The following is a 16,319-nucleotide window of genomic DNA, read 5'->3' on the forward strand; positions in this document are numbered from 1 at the left end:
CACCGCGCGATCCTCGGCGGCGTCCTGCTCTTCCAGCAGGAGCACGTCTGGGTCGCCGACACCCCCACCCCGGGCGACCGCGCGTCCTGGGTCGACCTGCTGGACGAAATGGCCGCCCTGAAGCCGGAGTTGGTCGTCCCCGGCCACCGCCTGCCCGACACCGCCGCCGACGCCTCCGCCATCACCGCCACCCGCGACTACCTGCTCGCCTTCGAGGAGGAACTCGGCAAGGCGGCCGACGGCGCCGCGCTGACCGAGGCACTGGTCAGCCGCTACCCGGACAACGGAATGCTGATCGCCGCCCAGATCGGTGCGAAGGTCGCCAAGGGTGAGATGAAGTGGGGCTGACCATGGGCGAGTTCGCTACCTCCACCGCTCCCGCGGACGTCGTTCGCCGCCAGTACCTGGCATCTGCGGCAGGTGACTTGGAAGCCCTCCGTGCCACTCTTGCCCCTGACGTGGAGTGGACGGAGATGGCCGGCTTCCCTCTCGCCGGCACCTACCGCACCCCCGACGGGGTCACCTCCAGCGTGATGGAGAAGCTCGGCCGAGACTGGGACGACTGGACCGCCCACGACGACACCTACGTCGTCGACGGCGAGAACGTCGTCGTCCTGGCCCGCTACACCGCCGTCAACAAGGCCACGGGCAAGTCGATCGACGTGCGTGTCGCGCACCACTTCGTCGTACGGGGTGGACTCATCGTGCGCTTCGAGCAGTTCGTGGACACGGCGCTCGTGCGCGACGCCATGACCCGCTGAGCGAACGGGAGTTCATCCGGATAGTCCGGCCCTTACCGCTCAGTCGGCCGCCCGGCGCCGGGACAGCCGCCCCTCCTCCACATCGGGCCCCAACTCCCCGCGTTCCGCGTCGAGTTGGATCAGCTTGTCGTGGTCGGAGGTGCCCGGCTCGGCGAAGAACACCACGAACCGCTGCTTGTGGCTGTGCTCCAGCGGCAGCGACTCGTAGCCGAGGTGGAGGTCGCCGACCTCGGGGTGGTGGAAGGTCTTGGGGTCCGGGGCGTGCGGTTTGACGTCGAAGCGGTTCCACAGGTCGGCGAAGTCCGGGCTCTTCGCCAGGAGTTCGCCGACCAGCTCGGCCAGGTCCGGGGCGTCCGGCTCGGTGCCGGCCAGGGCGCGCAGCCGGCCGACGCAGGCGCGGGCCTGCTCGTCCCAGTCGTCGAGTACGTCGCGGGCGAGGGGGTGGAGGAAGGCGTAGCGGGCGAAGTTCCGGCGCGGCGGCTGCCAGTCGTCCAGGCCGGCGAAGAGCCGGAGCGCGCCGGGGTTGCAGGCGAGCAGGTCCAGGGTGCGGCTGACGACGTAGGCCGCGTTCGGGCGCACGGACTCGAGGAGCACCCTCAACTGCGGTCTCACGGTGTGGCCGGGTGCGGGCGGCGCTTCGGGGGCGTAGGCGGCACGGGAAGCGAGCTCGCGCAGGTGCCGGTGCTCGGACGGGTCGAGGAGCAGGGCGCGGGCGAGGGCGTCGACGACCGTGGGGCCGGGCCGGGTCTCCTTGCCGCGTTCCAGACGTACGTAGTAATCGATGCTGATCCCGGCGAGCGTGGCCAGCTCCTCGCGGCGCAGGCCCGGCGTGCGGCGCGGGCCGGGGGCTGCGGTCAGCCCGGCCTGCTCGGGGGTGACCTGCGCACGGCGGGCGCGCAGATAGGCGCCGAGGTCGCTCGTGGCACCCGTAGCGTGGCCCTTCGCCTTCTCCGCTGCGCGTTCCATGCGTCTATTTTGCCGGTCTTCTTGGGGGCGTGTATCAGGGTGGGGTCCGCTGCCGGATCAGGGCGATGCGCGCGGCGCGGACGGCCAGTTCGCGCAGGTGCTGGTGTTGCAGGTGCTGGTGTTCGGCGTCGTCCCGTTGGAGGGCGCGGGCGAGGGCGTCGACGACGGAGGGACTGGGCCGGGTCTCCTTGCCGCGTTCCAGACGTACGTAGTAGTCGATGCTGATCCCCGCGAGGGTGGCCAACTTCTCGCGGCGCAGGCCGGTGCCGACCGTGAGGCCGACCTGTTCGGGTGCGGTCCGGGTGCGGCGGGCACGCAGGAACCGGCCCAGCTCGGCGCCGACGTCACTGCTCTGCTCTGCTCTGCTCGGATGCCATTCCCTTCAGTGTCACACCGCTCTGACCTGCGCGGCAGAGCGGTGAGGGGCCCTGTCACTACCCGGCTCGCCACCCCCTGGCACGGCTCGGCCTGCCACCCGTGGCGAAAGAGCGCGAAGGTGAATCCCGGCGGGCTGCACACCGTCGGTACCCGGACCTCGGACTTCGCACCATCCCGTGTGGACCTCCCGCCCGTGGTCGAGCGTCGCCCGGCATCCGGCCCGTGCTTGCTTGCTCCACACCCGCGTCCCGCTCGAAAGGCACCCCTCATGCAGAGCGTCACCCTGAACAACGGTGTCGACATGCCGATCCTCGGCTTCGGCGTCTTCCAGATCCCGGCGGAGCAGACAGAACAGGCCGTCACCGAGGCCCTCGCGGCCGGCTACCGGCTGCTCGACACGGCCGCTTCCTACGAGAACGAGGAGGCCGTCGGCCGCGCGATCAAGAACAGTGGCATCCCGCGCGAGGACCTGTTCGTCACCACCAAGCTGTACGTCCAGGACGCGCCCGCCGAGGACAACACCAGGCGGGCGTTCGAGACGTCGCTTGCCAAGCTCGGCCTGGACCACGTCGACCTGTACCTGATGCACCAGCCCTACGGCGATGTGTACGGCCAGTGGCGTGCCATGGAGGCGCTGAACCGGGAGGGCCTGGCCAAGGCGATCGGCGTCGCCAACTTCTACCCGGACCGGCTCCTCGACCTGATCATCAACAACGAGATCACCCCGGCGGTCAACCAGATCGAGACCCACCCGTTCTTCCAGCGCGCCGACTACCAGGACCTGATGAGCGAGCACGGGGTCCGGATCCAGTCCTGGGGCGGGTTCGCCGAGGGAAAGAACGACCTGTTCACCAACCCGCTGCTGAGCGAGATCGGCAAGGCGCACGGCAGGTCCGTGGCCCAGGTGGTGCTGCGCTGGCTGGTCCAGCGGGGCGTCGTCGCGATCCCCAAGTCGGTCCGGCCCGCGCGCATGGCGGAGAACCTCGACGTCTTCGGCTTCGAGCTCACCGACGACCAGATGTCGGCCATCGCCACCCTGGACACCGGCGCCTCGCTGTTCTTCGACCACCGCGACCCGGCGATGGTCCAGTGGCTCAGCGCGCGACGCGTGGACGCATGAGCGAGCACCAGCGATGAGTCGTATCCCTCGCCGCACAGTGCTCCGCGGCCTGCTCACAGGAGGAGCTGTCATGACGGCCGGTGCCGCGATCGGCGCTTGTTCCGCCTCCCCCACCTCACCCCGCCCGGACGGATCCGAGTCCGCCGAGCGGTCCGGCACACCCGCCCCGCGTGCCCGCACCGTCCTGCTGGCCTACTTCTCCCGGCCGGGCGAGAACTACTACAACGGCGGCCGCCGGACCATCGAGGTCGGCAACACCGAGGTCCTGGCCCGCATGATCGCGGACCGGATCGACTGCGACGTCCACCGCATCCGGGCCGCGGACCCCTACCCGTCCGGCTACGACGCGACGGTCCGCCGCAACGTCCGTGAGCAGGACATCGACGCACGTCCGGTCGTCGCCAACTCACTTGCCTCCCTCGGCCGTTACGACACGATCCTGCTCGGCAGCCCCGTCTGGAACGTCCGCGCCCCCATGATCATGACGACGTTCACCGAAGCCCTCGACTTCCGCGGCAGGACCGTCGTCCCGTTCACCACCCACGCCATGAGCGGCCTGGGCACCACCGCACGCGACTACGCCGCCTCCTGCCCCGGCGCGACGATCGCCGAGGGCCTCGCGGTACGCGGCGAGGAGGTCCGGGACGCCGCTGCCGCCGTCGACGCCTGGCTGCGGCGCATCGGACTGCCCGCCGCGTGACCGGACACAGGACCTTCGGCCGGGACGGGGGCCCCGCCGGTCACCGCTGCTGACGGGTCGGACGGAACAGGATCTCGTTGACGTCGACCTCCTGGGGCTGGCTCATGGCGAACTCCACGCAGCGGGCGAAGCTGTCCGCGGGGATGGCGTAGTCCTGGTAGAGGCCGGCGACCGCCTCCGCGACGCCTTCGGCCTTGACCGAGGCGGGCAGTTCGGTGTCCACCGCGCCGGGCGAGATGACCGTGGTGCGGATGTCGTACGGCTTGACCTCCTGGCGCAGTGCCTCGGAGATGACGCGCACCGAGTACTTGGTCGCCGAGTAGATCGCTCCGCCGGGGCTGATGACATGTCCGGCCACCGAGGAGACGTTGATGAAGTGGCCGGACCGCTGCTCCTTGAAGTGCGGCAGGGCTGCCGCGATGCCCCACAGAACGCCCTTGATGTTGACGTCGATGGCCTGTTCCCACTCGTCGAACCGCTCCATCTCCAGCGGGGACAGCGGCATGAGACCGGCGTTGTTGAGCATGACGTCGATGCGGCCGTGCAGGTCGACGGCCCGCTGGACCAGCGCCTTCACCTGCCCGCGGTCGCTCACGTCGGTCCGCACGACCGCCTTGCGGTCGAGGCCGAGCTCGTCGGCGAGTTCCTCCAGCCGCTCCAGCCGGCGGGCGCCGAGCACGACCTTGGCGCCCCGCGCGGTCAGGTGCCGGGCGGTCGCCGCGCCGAGTCCGCTGCTGGCGCCGGTGATGACGACGACCTTGCCGGTGATGTTCTCCACCATGGGGCTCCCTAAGAATGGTCGACGTGCCGGACGGCTTCCAAGTCCTGCCGTACGGCTGCGGGTTCGGCGTCGAGCGGCATGTTGGCGGTGTCCAGGGCGGCGTCGAGCGAGCCGGGCGCATCGGCGGTGAGGCCGGCGAACAGCGGGGCGAGGTCGGAGGGGGCGGGCCCGTGCTCGGCGACGAGTTCGAGGGTCTTGTGGTCGGCCTCGGACGAGGTGAGCGCGGAGACGAGGACCTGGGCGATCTGCCGGCGGGAGATGACGCCGTCGGCAGGGCTGCCGGCGTGCCGGGTGTCGCCCTGAAGCATCGTCAGGGCGAGCTGGCCGGGAGCGTTGTAGTCGAACCAGCCGGGGCGGACGATCGTGTACGGGCGCCCACTGGCCCGGACCAGGCGTTCCCCGCGGCGCTTCCACGCGTGGGCGTCGGTGATCATGTCGTCGCGGACCGTGCCGTCGGCGTTCCTGGGGCGGCCCGTGACGCCGATCGCGGTCATCAGCGAGATCCGGGCCGGCTGGTCGCCCAGGGCCGCCAGGGTGTTGCGGACGGCACCGTAGTCGATGCGTTCCGCCTGGCCGGGCCCGCCGTGCGAGCCGTGGGTGAAGACCACGGCGTCGATGCCGTCGACGGCCTCCTTGAGGGTGTCGACATCGGTGAGGTCCCCGGTGACGAGCCGCGCGGCGTCCGGCAACTCGGTCCTGGCGCGCCCGGTATCACGGACGAGGGCTTTCACCTGGTGGCCCTGTCCGAGGGCCTCGGCGACGACGAGGGTGCCGATGCTGCCGGTGGCGCCGACGACCAGGACGGTCAGAGGGGTGGTGCGGGTCATGGCGGAGGCTCTTCCGTGACGTGAGGGCAGGGGTCAGCGGTACGTCGGTGTGCCGGGCCGGTGTGCCGATTCGGTCTGCCGAGTCGGTGTGCTGAGGGGAGGCGTCGGCGAACTGCACCACCGGCAGGGCGAGTTCACGCCTCGGGGATCTCGATGCCGTAGGCCTCGAGCGTGATGGCGTCCGGCTCCGGTCCGCCGCGTACGCCGGTGTCGAGCGCGTCGATCGCGGCGAGCTGCTCGGTGGTCAGCTCGAAGTCGAAGACGTCGAAGTTCTCGGCGATGCGGGCGGGCTTGACCGACTTCGGGATCGCGGAGCGGCCCTCCTGGAGATGCCAGCGCAGCATGACCTGCGCGGCCGACCTGCCGTGCTGCCCGGCGATCTCCAGCAGGACCGGGTCGTCGAAGGTCCGCTTCTCGCCGCCGCGGTAGGAGGTGATGCCGCCGATGGGCGACCAGGCCTGGGTCAGGATGCCGTGCTGTACGTGCAGGCGCTGCAACGCGGTCTGCTGGAAGTACGGGTGGACCTCGATCTGGTTGACCACGGGCACGGCGGACGTCTCGGCCAGCAGCCGCTCCAGGTGCTCGGGCATGAAGTTGCTGACGCCGATGGCCCGTACCCGGCCGTCGGCGAGCAGCTTCTCCAGCGCCCGGTAGGCGTCGAGGGTGCGGTCGAAGGCGGAGGGCAGGGCCTGGTGAAGCAGCAGCAGGTCGATCTGGTCGACGCCGAGTTTGCCCGCGCTCTTGTCGAAGGCGTGCAGCGCGCTGTCGTAGCCGTAGTCGCTGATCCACAGCTTCGTCTCGATGAACACCTCGTCGCGGGCGAGGCCGGAGCGGCGGATGCCGTCGCCGACCTCCCGCTCGTTGCCGTAGGCGGCGGCCGTGTCGATGTGGCGGTAGCCGACGCGCAGGGCCTCCTCGACCGAGGCGGTCGTGACATCGGGCGGGGTCTGGAAGACACCGAGCCCGAGAGCGGGCATCTCCACACCGTTGCTGAGAGTGATCGTCAGGGGGGACATGTTTCGACGATAGGCAGGCGTCCGACGCCCCCGCATCTCATCTGAGGGGCCCTGTCACTACCCCGCATCCCACACCCCCGCACAACCCGGCCTGGAACTCCCGAAGGTCCGCCACGAACAGCAACCGCGCTTCCGTGCCCCTGCCGAGCCTCCCCGGCGTTGCTGGTTGTTCCGCTTCGACGACACCGAAGTCCTGGAACAGGTCGGCCGGGAAACCCTTTCCGCGCTGTCACTGGTCTCTGTTAGCTTCAGGCGCTCGTGTGATCCACGAGCATCAAGTACGCACAGGGGAGGGCCACTTGACCAGGTTCACAAGGACAGGCAGACGTAGACGCACGGCGGTGGTGGGGAGCTGTGCGGCGGCGCTGTTGGCCACGGCTGCCGGGACGGCGTACGCGGTGGACAACCTGCCGCCGAATCAGCCGCTTGTCCAAGACCTCCAGTCGGGAGGCAAGGCATGCGCGACGGGTGACGACACGCCATACGTTTCTACGCCGCCCAGGCTCGGCGCAGTGCTGTACGACCCGGAGGAGGACAACCAGCCCTCCGAATCCAGCCCGGTCAGTGGCGAGTTCGAAGCCTGGTGGACGGACGCGGCCGGAGTGAAACAGGAGCGGACCTACACCACCGTCGTTCTTACCTCGGGGCAGCGCCAGTACTGGACGATGCCGAGCGACATCCCGGCGAACACCGTCGTCTCCTGGCATGTCCGCGCGAACGACGGCAAGGCGACCTCCACCTGGAGCGACGAGGGCGACGGCTCGGTCTGCTCGTTCGTGTACGACGACGTGAGCCCGGAGAAGGCGACGATCACCTCTCCCGAATACCCCAACCCGGAGGACGTGTTCTGGGTGGACGGAGTGGGCGTCTACGGCCACTTCACCATGGACTCGCCGTCCGACGACGTGGTGTCGTACACGTACGGCTTCCTGGGCGGCCCTTACGGCACCGTCTCCGCGGCGCGGCCGGGCGCGGCCGTGACCATTCCGTACCTGCCGCTCTCCGCGGGACCCAAGTCGCTGACGGTCCACGCGATCGACCGGTCGGGCCGAAGCAGCGGGGAGTCGCACTACGACTTCAACGTGCAGGCCGGCCGTGCTCCCGTCGCCCGCTGGAAGCTGGACGACCCGGCGGACTCCCACTCGGCCGCCGCCGAGACCGGCACCCCCGCCCGGGCCGGGACCGGCGTGACCTTCGGCGGCCCGGCGCCCACAGGCACCACGGCCACCGCCACGGTCGCCCTCGACGGCAGCGACCAAGGCTTCCTCACCCCGGACGCCCCGGCGGCCGACCTCCGTAAGACCTTCGCGGTGAGCGCGTGGGTACGGCCCGCCGAAACCGACCGGGACATGACCGTCCTCAGCCAGGACGCCGACGGAGCACCCGGCTTCGACCTCGGGCTGCGCAGCCAGGACTCCGGGCCCGCCTGGTCGTTCATGATCGGCGGCGCGCAGGTGTCCGGCGGCGCCCCCGAGACCGGCGAGTGGGCCCATCTGCTGGGGCTGTACGACGCCGAGACCGGAAAGGTGCGGCTGTACGTCAACTGCCACGAGGCCGGGACCGCGGCCGACGCGACTCCCGCCGAGGCGGCCGGCGCGTTCCAGATCGGGCGCACCCTCGGTGCTGCCGGCTATGGGGACCAGTGGCACGGGGACATCGGTGACGTACAGGTTCACGACCGGGTCGTGGTGCCGGACGAGGTGGCCGAACTGGCGTACCGCAAGCCGCAGTTGCTCGGCCACTGGTCGCTGGAGAACGCGACGGACGGTGTCAGCCCCGAGCAGTCGGGCGGCACGCCGCTGCGGCTCGGCGCGGGGGCCTCGATCTACCGGGGCTCCGACAGTTCCTGCATCCCGGACATCGACCCGGACTGCACCTACGTGCCGCCGCCACTCGTCGGTGACGGGCATCTGCTGCTCGACGGCGAGAGCGGGTACGCCGCTGCCGACGGGCCCGTCGTGGACACCGGGGACAGTTTCACTCTCGGCGTCGTCGTACGCCTCGCGGACTCCGAGCCCGCCCACCCGATGACCGTGCTCTCGCAGGCAGGCGAGCACACCGACGCCTTCAAGGTGCGCTACGAGCCGTCCACGCACACCTGGCAACTGGTGATGCCGGAGAAGGACGAGGCCGGAGCCCCCGAGAAGGTGGTGTCCCAGATCGTGGGCGCGGACGGAGGCGAGGGCCAGGGCCACCGCCTCGCCGTGGTCTACGACGACGCCACCGACACGATCAAGCTCTACCTCGACGGCTACACCAACGCCCAGGCGACCGCGAGCCTCCCCGACGGCTGGCACAGCACCGGTGCCCTCCAGATCGGCCGGGCCAGGTCCGACGACGGCTGGGGCGAGTACCTGCACGGCGCCGTGGACGAGGTACAGGCCTACTCCGGCGCGCTGAGGGACGGCGACGTCCTTGGCCTGGGGCACGGTACGGATCCCTGTCTGTGCTGAGACGTCGTCCGCTCGTCGATCGCGGGGCGGGCCTGGTCGAACAGAGTTCCCGATCGGGTGAGCACGTGAGGGCCGACGCATGACAGCAGGGCCGCTTGGTAGTTCGGGCGTGCGAACCGAACCGATCACCGGGAGGCCCTGCTGCCGCGGTCCTTCGCGTCCGTGTGTGTGGAGTCCGACTCGGCGCCCCTGTCCTCCGACTGCCTCGCGCACAGGTTCGGCATCGCGGCGCACGGACCGGACCGCATCCCGAGTTACGGCTCCGGCATGACGGAGGCCGAGTGGCGGATGGTGCGGCCGCTGCTGCCGCTTCCGGCCTGGCTGTTGGCCGACAGCGTCTCGGAGTCACGCACCAGGTACCGCAGCCCCTCCACTTCTCCGGGACGACCTCCAGCCCCAAGGCCGCGACCAGTCGCCGACAGCGCATGCCCTCCCGACCGGCTCCCGACTCCAGCACCGCCACGATCCGTCGGGCGGGTGGGACTCGAACCCACGACCGACGGACTGTGAGTCCTTCGAGGATCTTGGCGGTCCTTGCCGATCAACGCTCGCCTTTGACGTTTTCCCAGGTCGGACATGCTGATCAGTGTCCGCCCTGGGCGGTCCTTGTCGATGTGTTCCTGTCCTTGTGGCCCCTCAACGGCCCCTGAAGGTCGCTGAGCCGAACGCTTGCCACGGCAACAGCAACAGCCGCGACCGCCCGGTTCCGTCGAGGGGAGAGAACCTTCGCACAGCGGGTCTCCGCCACGGGGCATGCCGTGCGGCCGATGGCCCGAGCAGTCAACCGGAATGCGACCTCTGAAGGGGAGCCGCCCTTCTCCGACCGGACCGACGGCTCGTCCTGTGAGATCCGTCCGTCCCGGTTCACGGACGCGGTGGTTACGACGATCACCAGGAGAGAATGATGTGTGAGGAGATTGTAAAGACAAGGGGGCAACTGTGTTAGCGGACGGTGCAGTTGGGGACAGCCGGAGCGGGGCTCCGCTGTTGGGCCGCTCCGTCGAGGTGGCCCGGTTCGACGCGCTGCTCGACCGTGCGGCAGGCAGGGCACGCGGCACGGCGAGGGGCAAGGAGTCCGGTGACAGCGGCCGTTCCCGGCTCGTCGACATCACCGGTGAGGCAGGCATCGGCAAGAGCCGGCTGCTCGGCGAGGTCTGCGCACGGGCGCGCAGACGCGGAATGACGGTACTGCGCGGCAGAGCCACGGAGTACGAGCGGCAGGTGCCGTTCCAGGTGTTCACCGACGCGCTCGCCCACCTCGACCCGCACGCCCTGAACGGCTTCCAGGAGACGGAGGCGGTGGCGCCGCTCCTTCAGCGGAGCGGCACGGCCGACCGTTTCGGACTGCACCGGTCCACGGCCGTCCTGCTCACCCGGCTCGCCGCCCCGTCCGGGCTGCTGCTGGCCCTCGACGACCTGCACTGGGCGGACCCGGCGTCATTGGAGCTGCTGGACCATCTCGTACGCCATCCCGTGCATGCCCCCGTCGTCCTGGCCGTGACCCGCCGCGACCGCCAGAGTCCCGAGTCCCTCGCCGCCAGGCTCACCCGGGAACTCGACACCGGCACGGTCGTCAGACTCGGCCTGGGACCGCTGAGCGCACGCGACTGCGCCGAGCTGGCCGGCCCCGGCCTGCCGCCCGCCGAGACCACCGCGCTGTACACCGCCAGCGAGGGCAACCCGTTCTACTTCCTGACCCTCCTTCAGGCGCACCGCGGGGGTGCGACGCCCGAGTCCTCGGCGCCGCCCGGGCTCGGCACCCTGCTGCTGGACGAACTGACCGCGCTCGCCCCCGCCCAGCGCGGCATCGTCGACGCCGTGGCGGTACTGGGCGAGCACGCCACCCCGGCGATGGTGAGCCGGGTGACCGGCCGCTCCGGCACCGAGTTCACCGCCGACGTCCACGCCCTCACCCGACGCGACCTGCTGCGCTTCGCCCCGCAGGGCCTGCTGACCCTGCGGCATCCGGTCGTACGGACCCTCGTCCACGAGAGCACGCCCCTCCTGAGACGCGTCGAGATCCATCGGCTCGCCGCGCGGGAACTGGCCCGCGCGGGCGCCTCCGCCGCCGAGCGGGCACACCATGTCGCACAGTCGCTGACCGACTGGGACCCGGCAGCGGTCGCCGTACTCGAAGAGGCCGCCGCACGCACCGCCCGAACGGCCCCGGCGAGCTGCGCCCACTGGCTCGATGTGGCGCTGCGCCACCTTCCGCACACTCCCGAACACACCGCCCGGCGGCGTGAGTTGGTCCTGAGCAGGGCCCGCGCGCTGGCCGCGTGCGGTGGCCTGCGCGAGAGCCGCGACCTGCTCCAGGAGCTGATCGCCACCCCGCGCCGGTCACCCGGTGGCCCTGCCACCGGCGAGAACCAAGACCGCCTCAGAGTGCGCGCGGTCGTCCTGTGCGCGCTGGTGGAGCGTCATCTGGGGCGCTGCACCGAGGCGGTCGCGCTGTTGCGCCGCGAACTGGCCCGCGACCCCGCCCCGGCCGACGTCGTACGGCTCGGCCTCGAGCTGGGCTCGGCCGCGCCCCAGGACAGCGGCACCTCCTACGCCCAGGTGCGCACCGAGGTCGAGGTGGCGCTCGCGGCGGCCCGGTCCCTGGGGGACGAGGTCAAGGAGGCGGGCGTCCTCGCCGTCGCCGCCCTGGGAGAGGCGTACGAGGGCAACATGACGGCGGCGCACGGACTCGCCCGGGAGGCCGCCGCCCTGGTCGACTCCCTGCCCGACAACGACCTCACCGCTCTGTGCGAACCACTGGCCCGGCTCGGCTGGGCGGAAGCGTTCCTGGAGCACTACCCGGACGCGGAGCGGCACGCGGAGCGCGGCCTCGACATCGCCCGGCGCAGCGGCCAGCTCTATGTCGTGCCCCATCTGCTGCTGTGCCTGTCCCATGTCCGGGTCCAGACCTGCCGAATCTCCTCGGCGCTGGAACTCGCCGACCAGGCCGAGGACATCGCCCGCGGGATCGGCAGCGACCAGTTGCTCGCGTTCGTCCTGGCGAGCAAGGCCGCGGCGCTCGTCGCCGCCTGCCCGCCGGGCGACCCACGCCCTCTCGCCGTCGCCGAGGAGGCGGTGGCCGCCGCCGGTACGGGGGTCGACTGGTGGGCGTCCACGGCCTGGTGCATCTTCGGCTGGGCCGCGCTCATGGCCGGGGATCCGGTCCGCGCCCGGGACGCGATGCTCCGGGCGGGCGGTCCCGAGCTGCAGCGGATCCAGCCCTCGATGCGACCGCTCTACCTGGAGATCCTGGTCACGGCCGCACTGGTGACGGGCAGGTCCGAGGAGGCCCGCGGCTGGGCCGAGCGGGCGCGTAAGGAGGCGGAACAACTGAGGCTGCCGATGCTGCGGGCGTCCGCGCTGCGCAGCACCGCCCATCTGCCGCTGGCACAGGGGGACACGGCAGCGGCGGCGGACCTGTTCGCGGAGGCCGCGGCGGAGAGCGCCCGCTGCGGCGCGGTCTTCTGGGAGGCCCACTCCCTGCTGCTCGGCGCCCCGCTGGAAGCGGCGGCGGGCCGTGGCCGGGACGGCACGCGCGCCTGGCTCAGGGGGCGTCGGCTCGCTGAGGCGGGCGGCAGCGGACTGCTGGTCGGCCTCGCCGACGCAACCCGTCCGCCCGGTGACGGCTCCGAGGCTCCGTACGCTTCTCCGGACCGCGCCGAACTCACCCTGCGGCTGGCCGGCCTGACCGCCCGGGAGCTGGAGATAGCCGAACTGGTGGCGCAGGGGCTCACCAGCCAAGCCATCGCGGACCGGCTCCACGTCAGCCGGCGTACCGTCGAGACCCATGTCTCCCGCGCCTTCCGCAAGACCGGGGTCTCCTCGCGTACCGCCCTGGCCACGCTGATGGCCCGCCGCCGCGCCGGGAGCCGTTGGGACGGCCGCGCGGAGCAGGACTGAGCCCCCGGTCCAGGTGTCCTCGACGGCGACCGGTGAGCCTGCGCGGACCGGCCCCGCCGTCTCGGCCGGGAAGCCGCCTACCTGACGTCGACGAAGTCGCCGGGCGCCGTCGCGGTGCCGGTCGTGGTGGTGCCGGCGAAGACGAAACGGTAGTAGCCGTCGGAGCCGGCCTTGGTGGTGGTGCTCAGGGTGCCGGTGCTGCTGGTCTTGACCGTCTTGAGGGTGGTGTACGTGCTGCTGCCCTTCTTGCGGAACTGCAACTTCACCGGCTGGGACACGTAGCCCGCGTACTTGCCCGTGGTCCAGTTGGCGCGACTCAGCTTGCCGGTGACCGTGATGGTCTTGCCCTTCTTCACCGGCTCCGGGGAGGCGTTGGCGGTCAGCTTGGCGGCACGCTTGATACTGCCCCTGGTGACGTCGTCGTCGATGCTGATGTTCAAGTAGAGGTCGTAGGCGCCCAGGAAGAGTTTCCAGGGCCCCGCGACGCCGTTGCCGCCCTTGAAATCGACCGCGGGGTCGATGGTGAAGACCGTCGCGCAGCTGTAGCTGTAGCCGCCCGCGACCGTCGTCTCCGTGCAGACGGGGTCGTCGTCCGTCCCCAGGGCGCCGGTGATGGTGTCCGTGTTCGAACTGTCGGTGCCCTGCCACAGGAACGCCTGGGTGAGGGCCAGTCCTTCCTCGTCGAAGGCGGTGAACGTGACGGGAACGGCCTTCTTGCCCGTCACACCGAGCACGATGTCCTTGCCCTTGTTGATGACCCCGTTCTTGAAGGTGGTGCCGCCGATCGGGTCCTGCGGCCGGGCGTTGTGGGAAGCGAAGGATCTGAGATCCGTCGCCGCGTCGTGGTGCTCGGCTCCCTGGGCGGCGCCCGGAAGAACGAGCGCCGAGAGGACGAGGGCGCCGGAAACGGCGGTGGCAGCGGTGTACGTACGCATGTGATTCCCCAAGGGTGAAGTGAAGTGAAGAGGTCAAGAAGTCGGTGCGCGCCCGGCCCCGCGGAAGGCGCTCAGGGCGTGGCTCAGGACGTGGCTCAATGAATGGCTGAGGGAATGGCTGAGGGCTCGGAAGTGCCGAAGCTGCCGCCGAGGTCGAAGCTGCTTTCGGGCGTCGGGTAGAGGCCCGTCGGCTGGGTGCCCGGTGCGGGTACGTCGGCCGGATCGGCGGTGGGCTTGCCGTCCGGGCTGCACACCTGCGGTGCCGAGGGCTCGGACAGGTCGTAGTCGGCGACCCTCTTCGACCGGAAGTTCACGTCGGCGCGACCCCAGGCGTCCTCTCCGCCGCCGACGTCGACCTCCTCGGGCAGTTCCTTGCTCGCCAGCGGCTTGCCCACGGTGATCGAGACGAGGGCGCCCACGCAGGGGCTGCGGTCCGTCGCGTAGAGGGACGCGGGCGGGGCGACCTTCCGGTCGACGCGCGCGTCCACGTGGAGTTCGACGCGTTTCACCCGGCGGATGTCGAAGTAGTAGGCGGGCAGCATCCCGTTCGAGAGGCGTTCGCCGTCGGAGTCGTCCGCGACTCCGTACACCAGCTTCCAGAACTCGACCTGCACGGTGATCTTCCGGCAGAGCGGTCCGTTGTACCCCGGCAGGCTGACGATCGTCACGGAGTCGTCCTCGGAGTTGTCCTTGGGCGTGTCGACGGCAAGCCGGAGCCAGTCACCGGAGTCCTCGGTCGTCCACCCCCTGTTCTCGTGGCACCCGGACGCCCCGGTCGGATACGGAGGAGTGAGGGACGGGGTCGGCGAAGGGCTCGGCGTCTCGGACACCTCCGTCGCGGTCTCGGACGGATCCCCGTAGAGGGAGCTGCCGGGGGCGCTCGAACACCCCCCGGTGAACAGGACGGCCACGGCGAGGGCCGCGACGCCGGGCGGGACGCGCCTCACTTGTCGAACCAGTTCCTGGCCTCCGCGGAGGCGGCGCCCCGCAGCACGACGAGGGGGAGGACGATGCCCGGGACAACCCCGACGCCGCCCCCCTCCAGCAGGCCCACCACACTGCTCAGCAGGCTCAGCGCCTCGATGACGATGACCGTGACACGTATCCCGTTCGACCGCGTGCGCGCGAAAACGCCGCACAGCAGGAGTACTCCCGCGATCAGCAGCGACAACACCGCCACGAACCGGAGTAGCCCGGTCCCCTCGTCCTGACCGTGGTCCACCGCGTCACTCACCACGGCCAGCAACAGGAATCCCGCCACCACGTTCAGCACGGCCTGGACCCATACCCCCACCAACGCCAGCCTGACATTCTTCGGCATCTGCGCTTTCACGCCCGGTGTCGTCATGAGCGCAAGGAAACGGCACAGATGGCGGGGGCACGTCGGTAGGAGTACGTATTCCAGGTACGTATGTGCCGGATCCGCCCTGCCGCCGCGATCTCCTCCGCCGTCACTGCGGCGCATGGAAACACACTGTCTGCTCTTGGCGACGAGGCCCACGGGCGAGACCAGGACGCGAGCGTGGGGCCGACCGCGGGGTCGACGCGCCCCTGGACGCGGCCCGGCGTCGGCAGACGGCGTCCCGCCAGGTGGTGCAGCCGATCAGGACACCGGAATCCGCCGTTCAGGGGCGGCGGCCCCGCCGGATCAGGGGTTCGACTCGCGTCAGCGGGGCGCCTCGTGGGCTGCCGTCTCCGCAGAGATCGTCAGGTGCCTCGTGCCGGAACGCGTAACGCCTGATCCCCTGCGGACAGCGCGCCCGTCCGGCTCAAGGCCGCCCTCGGCTCGGCGCTTGTGCAGCGTCACTGCTTGTGACGACTGCCACGAGGTGTGGTTCCTCCTGTTTCCCGACAGCGTGCTCGTGTGCAAGGTGTTCGGGCCGCCGAGGACAGACGTCGATCGCAGGTCGGGAGGGTCTCAAGAGGTGTCGCGTGTGACGTGGGTCCTTCTCCGGACGTTCGGATGGCTGACGTCCCCGGCGATCACTGCCTCCATCGTCATCGCGAAGGCGATGAGGTTGTCCGGCTCGTACCCGGTGAGCAGGCGGATCGTGTCAGCGGTGGATGCCACCCACAACCGGTAGTCGTGAAGGAACTCCCTGAACCATGCGACGCGTTCGTCGTCGGTGAGATGCTCCTCGGGGTTCAGGTCACTGAGCCCGTTCGCCTGGGTGTCGGCGATCTCCGGCCAGGAAGACTGCCAGTGCCGCAGCCACTCTGTCTCCCGGTAGGCCGGGGCCGCCTCGGCGTACAACGTGCTGAACGCCATGAACGCCGCTTGCTGCCGGTCGTGGGCGTCTGCCCAGTGATCACGGAAAACGAACATCGACCAGCTCATCGGAGCCTCCCGGCAAGTGTGACGTCAACGTGCCGCACACGACCATTGTGCCGTCAACCCGTCCGCCTGCCGCCGCAATTGGTCCTGGGGAGGGGCGAGTTGGGGATGGATCCGGTGTGGGGGTGGGGCGAACGCGGCCTTGGC

General features: G+C 70.6%; 13 protein-coding genes and 2 pseudogenes. 6 read left to right on the forward strand and 9 right to left on the reverse strand.

Features of this window, described 5'->3' with window-relative positions; genetic code table 11:
* Positions 1–348 (forward strand): annotated as a pseudogene (locus tag JHN63_RS32565) (MBL fold metallo-hydrolase); the annotation flags it as partial.
* A gap of 2 nt (positions 349–350) precedes the next feature.
* The gene (locus tag JHN63_RS32570; RefSeq protein ID WP_200687447.1) at positions 351–761 is read left to right on the forward strand and encodes a nuclear transport factor 2 family protein; all 411 of its coding nucleotides are present in this window, start codon (positions 351–353) and stop codon (positions 759–761) included.
* Positions 762–800: 39 nt separating this feature from the next.
* On the opposite strand, the gene JHN63_RS32575 is transcribed toward JHN63_RS32570, so the two are convergent.
* Positions 801–1,727, reverse strand: a complete 927-nt coding sequence (locus tag JHN63_RS32575) for a helix-turn-helix transcriptional regulator (RefSeq protein ID WP_200687449.1) — start codon at positions 1,725–1,727, stop codon at positions 801–803.
* 61 nt (positions 1,728–1,788) lie between these two features.
* Positions 1,789–2,058, reverse strand: a pseudogene (locus JHN63_RS32580) (helix-turn-helix domain-containing protein); the annotation flags it as partial.
* A gap of 315 nt (positions 2,059–2,373) precedes the next feature.
* Between JHN63_RS32580 and JHN63_RS32585 the strand changes: the two are divergent.
* Together JHN63_RS32585 and JHN63_RS32590 are read left to right on the forward strand one after the other, a co-directional pair.
* Complete coding sequence (locus tag JHN63_RS32585; RefSeq protein ID WP_200687451.1) at positions 2,374–3,225, forward strand: aldo/keto reductase; 852 nt, start codon at positions 2,374–2,376, stop codon at positions 3,223–3,225.
* Positions 3,226–3,295: 70 nt separating this feature from the next.
* Complete coding sequence (locus JHN63_RS32590) at positions 3,296–3,925, forward strand: flavodoxin (RefSeq protein WP_200687453.1); 630 nt, start codon at positions 3,296–3,298, stop codon at positions 3,923–3,925.
* Between the two features lie 40 nt (positions 3,926–3,965).
* Here the strand turns inward: JHN63_RS32590 and JHN63_RS32595 are convergent, their stop codons facing one another.
* The 3 genes from JHN63_RS32595 to JHN63_RS32605 all read right to left on the reverse strand — a co-directional run bounded on the left by JHN63_RS32595 (position 3,966) and on the right by JHN63_RS32605 (position 6,549).
* The gene (locus tag JHN63_RS32595; protein ID WP_374222968.1) at positions 3,966–4,703 is read right to left on the reverse strand and encodes an SDR family oxidoreductase; all 738 of its coding nucleotides are present in this window, start codon (positions 4,701–4,703) and stop codon (positions 3,966–3,968) included.
* Between the two features lie 11 nt (positions 4,704–4,714).
* Complete coding sequence (locus JHN63_RS32600; RefSeq protein WP_200687458.1) at positions 4,715–5,533, reverse strand: SDR family oxidoreductase; 819 nt, start codon at positions 5,531–5,533, stop codon at positions 4,715–4,717.
* Positions 5,534–5,667: 134 nt separating this feature from the next.
* Entirely contained in the window at positions 5,668–6,549 is an 882-nt protein-coding gene (locus tag JHN63_RS32605; RefSeq protein WP_200687460.1) for an aldo/keto reductase, read from the reverse strand.
* 341 nt (positions 6,550–6,890) lie between these two features.
* Here JHN63_RS32605 and JHN63_RS32610 point away from each other — a divergent pair, with 341 nt between their 5' ends.
* Together JHN63_RS32610 and JHN63_RS32615 are read left to right on the forward strand one after the other, a co-directional pair.
* Positions 6,891–9,002 carry a LamG domain-containing protein gene (locus JHN63_RS32610; protein ID WP_200687467.1) on the forward strand — a complete coding sequence of 704 codons (2,112 nt, stop codon included), beginning with the start codon at positions 6,891–6,893 and terminating at the stop codon, positions 9,000–9,002.
* Positions 9,003–9,986: 984 nt separating this feature from the next.
* A complete protein-coding gene (locus JHN63_RS32615; RefSeq protein WP_200687469.1) occupies positions 9,987–12,902 on the forward strand; it encodes an AAA family ATPase in 2,916 nt (971 codons plus the stop codon).
* A gap of 77 nt (positions 12,903–12,979) precedes the next feature.
* Here JHN63_RS32615 and JHN63_RS32620 read toward each other — a convergent pair whose 3' ends face one another.
* The 4 genes from JHN63_RS32620 to JHN63_RS32635 form a co-directional block, all read right to left on the reverse strand.
* Positions 12,980–13,837 (reverse strand): hypothetical protein, encoded by an 858-nt coding sequence (locus tag JHN63_RS32620; RefSeq protein ID WP_200687463.1) that lies wholly within the window; start codon positions 13,835–13,837, stop codon positions 12,980–12,982.
* A 95-nt stretch (positions 13,838–13,932) separates the two neighbouring features.
* On the reverse strand, positions 13,933–14,784 hold the full coding sequence (locus JHN63_RS32625; protein ID WP_307782038.1) for a hypothetical protein: 852 nt from the start codon (positions 14,782–14,784) through the stop codon (positions 13,933–13,935).
* The gene (locus tag JHN63_RS32630) at positions 14,781–15,185 is read right to left on the reverse strand and encodes a hypothetical protein (protein WP_234478056.1); all 405 of its coding nucleotides are present in this window, start codon (positions 15,183–15,185) and stop codon (positions 14,781–14,783) included. Before JHN63_RS32630 ends, JHN63_RS32625 begins: the two co-directional genes overlap by 4 nt.
* A 570-nt stretch (positions 15,186–15,755) precedes the next feature.
* Positions 15,756–16,175, reverse strand: a complete 420-nt coding sequence (locus JHN63_RS32635) for a hypothetical protein (RefSeq protein WP_200687465.1) — start codon at positions 16,173–16,175, stop codon at positions 15,756–15,758.
* Positions 16,176–16,319: the final 144 nt, after the last annotated feature.

This window comes from Streptomyces sp. MBT65 (assembly GCF_016612545.1).
GTDB lineage: Bacteria > Actinomycetota > Actinomycetes > Streptomycetales > Streptomycetaceae > Streptomyces.

Bases quoted from the DNA above. Each gene is read 5' to 3' on its own strand.
- JHN63_RS32570 (WP_200687447.1), top strand. From the start codon at position 351: ATGGGCGAGTTCGCTACCTCCACCGCTCCCGCGGACGTCGTTCGCCGC.
- JHN63_RS32575 (WP_200687449.1), bottom strand. From the start codon at position 1,727: ATGGAACGCGCAGCGGAGAAGGCGAAGGGCCACGCTACGGGTGCCACG.
- JHN63_RS32585 (WP_200687451.1), top strand. From the start codon at position 2,374: ATGCAGAGCGTCACCCTGAACAACGGTGTCGACATGCCGATCCTCGGC.
- JHN63_RS32590 (WP_200687453.1), top strand. From the start codon at position 3,296: ATGACGGCCGGTGCCGCGATCGGCGCTTGTTCCGCCTCCCCCACCTCA.
- JHN63_RS32600 (WP_200687458.1), bottom strand. From the start codon at position 5,533: ATGACCCGCACCACCCCTCTGACCGTCCTGGTCGTCGGCGCCACCGGC.
- JHN63_RS32605 (WP_200687460.1), bottom strand. From the start codon at position 6,549: ATGTCCCCCCTGACGATCACTCTCAGCAACGGTGTGGAGATGCCCGCT.
- JHN63_RS32620 (WP_200687463.1), bottom strand. From the start codon at position 13,837: ATGCGTACGTACACCGCTGCCACCGCCGTTTCCGGCGCCCTCGTCCTC.
- JHN63_RS32630 (WP_234478056.1), bottom strand. From the start codon at position 15,185: ATGACGACACCGGGCGTGAAAGCGCAGATGCCGAAGAATGTCAGGCTG.
- JHN63_RS32635 (WP_200687465.1), bottom strand. From the start codon at position 16,175: ATGAGCTGGTCGATGTTCGTTTTCCGTGATCACTGGGCAGACGCCCAC.